The 2,535-nt window shown below is 74.4% G+C and carries 1 protein-coding gene; it reads left to right on the plus strand.

Going from position 1 to position 2,535, the window contains the following annotated elements; translation table 11 throughout:
• The coding region (locus ADK41_RS02405) for a condensation domain-containing protein (protein WP_159043934.1) at positions 1 to 2,535 on the plus strand (2,535 nt) is incomplete at both ends.

Here is a 2,535-nt window from a genome sequence, read left to right on the forward strand (position 1 = left end):
ATCGAGCCGGGTGAGATCGAGTCGGCGTTGGTCGTCCACCCGTCGGTGGCGCAGGCCGCGGTGGTCGTCCGCGAGGACCGCCCCGGCGACAAACGCCTCGTCGCCTACGTCGTCGGGGAGGCCGATGCCGACACCCTGCACGCGCACTGCGCGGAGCGCCTCGCCGAGTACCTGGTGCCCTCCGCCTTCGTCGTCCTTCCCGAGCTGCCGCTGACCGCCAACGGCAAGCTCGACCGGCGCGCCCTGCCCGCACCCCAGGCCGGCGGCGCCACGGGCCGGGCCCCGCGCACGCCCGCCGAGGAGGTGCTGTGCGGACTGTTCGCCGACATCCTCGGCGTGCCCGCGGTCTCCGTCGACGACGACTTCTTCCGCCTCGGCGGCCACTCCCTGCTCGCCACCCGGCTGGTCGGCCGCGTGCGCAGCGCCCTCGCGACCGAACTGTCCCTGCGGGACTTCTTCCAGTGCCCGACCGTCGCCCGCCTGGCCGAGCACATCGCCGGCGGCGCCGGCACGGCCCCGCGTCCCCGGCTCGCCGTCGCCCCGCGCTCGGACGAGCACCTGCCGCTGTCCGCCGCCCAGCGGCGGCTGTGGTTCCTGGACCAGATGGAGGGCCCCTCCGCCACCTACAACATCCCGCTCGCCGTCACCCTCACCGGCGCCGTCGACCCCGAGTTGCTGCGGCAGGCCCTCGGCGACGTGCTCGCCCGCCACGAGGTACTGCGCACCAGCTACCCCGTGCACGACGGCGAGCCCCGGCAGTACATCGTTCCTCCGGACGAGGTGACCGTCCCGCTGACCACTGCCGACGTCACCGAGGACGAGCTGCCCGACCGGATCGGCGAGGAGGCCGCGCACCTCTTCGACCTCGCGGCCGAACTTCCCTTGCACGCAGCTCTGTTGCGACTTGCCCCGGAGCGGAGCGTGTTGGTCCTGGTCGTGCACCACATCGCCTCCGACGGCTGGTCCACCACCCCGTTGATGCGGGACCTGACCGCCGCCTGCAACGCCCGCGCCGAGGGCACGGCACCGAGCTGGGAGCCGCTGCCGGTCCAGTACGCCGACTACGCGTTGTGGCAGCGGGACCTGCTCGCCGAGCAGGAGGAGACGCAGCTCGACCACTGGCGCACGGCACTCGCCGGACTGCCCGCCGAGTCGACCCTGCCCCCCGACCGGGCACGCCCCGCCGTCGCCTCCTACCGGGGCAGCACGCACACCGTGCACTGCCCGAGCGGGACCCACCAGGCACTCACCGCGCTCGCCGGGGAGTCCGGCGCCACCCTTTTCATGGTGGTCCAGGCCGCCACGGTCGCCCTGCTCTCCCGCTCCGGCGCCGGCACCGACGTCCCGGTCGGCTCCCTGGTCGCGGGCCGCACCGACGAGGCCCTGGAGGACCTGGTCGGCTTCTTCGTCAACACGCTGGTCCTGCGCACCGACGCGGGCGGCGACCCCACCTTCCGCGACCTCCTGGACCGGGTACGGGAGACCGACCTGGCCGCCTGGACGCACCAGGACCTGCCGTTCGACCGACTGGTGGAAGCCCTCAACCCGGAGCGGTCCGCCGCCCGGCACCCCCTCTTCCAGGTCATGCTCACCCTGGCCGAGGCCGCCGAACCCGCCCCCGCGCTGCCCGGCGTCCGCGCCGAGACCGGCCGGCCCGGCATGGGCACCGCCAAGTTCGACCTCACCGTCAACTTCTACGAACACCGCGACCGGGCGGGCCGCCCGAGCGGCCTCGACATCGTCCTGGAGTACGCCACCGACCTGTACGACCCCGCGACGATCGAGACGGCCGCCGACCGGCTGACCCGGGTCCTGGACGCCGTGATCACCGACCCCGACGTCCGCGTGGCCGACATCGAGCTGCTCACCCGTGACCAGCGCCGCGCCCTGCTCACCGACTACAACGACACCGCCGTACGGCTGCCGGAGGGCGTCCTGCACGAGCTGTTCGCCGCGCAGGCCGCCCGCACCCCCGACGCGCCGGCGCTGGTGTGCGGGGAGCACGAGCTGTCGTACCGCGCACTCGACCGCGCCTCCGACGCCTTCGCCCGCCGCCTGGCCGGGCTCGGTGTCGTCCCCGGCACCGCCGTGGGCCTCTTCCTCGACCGGTCACCGGAGTACGTGGTCGCCGTCCTCGGCGTCCTCAAGGCGGGCGGCGCCTACGTACCGCTGGACGCCCGTCAGCCCCGGGAGCGCCTGGCGTTCATCCTGGCCGACACCGGCGCCACCCTCCTCGTCACCGACCGGGACGCCCCGGCCGAGGGCCTGACCCCGCTGCCCCCGCCGGACGTCCCGGCCCTGCTGGCGGAGGCCCCCGCCGAGCCCTTCCGAGCCCTCGTCCATCCGGATCAGTTGGCGTACGTGATGTACACCTCCGGGTCGAGCGGGACGCCGAAGGGCGTGGCCAACACGCACCGCAATGTGGTGGAGCTGGCGCTGGACCCGTGGTGGGGTGCGGGGGAGCGGCACCGGCGGGTGCTGGCGTACTCGCCGCCGGCGTTCGACTCCTCCACGTACGAGCTGTGGGTGCCCCTC

Source organism: Streptomyces caelestis (assembly GCF_001279005.1).
Lineage (GTDB): Bacteria > Actinomycetota > Actinomycetes > Streptomycetales > Streptomycetaceae > Streptomyces > Streptomyces heliomycini.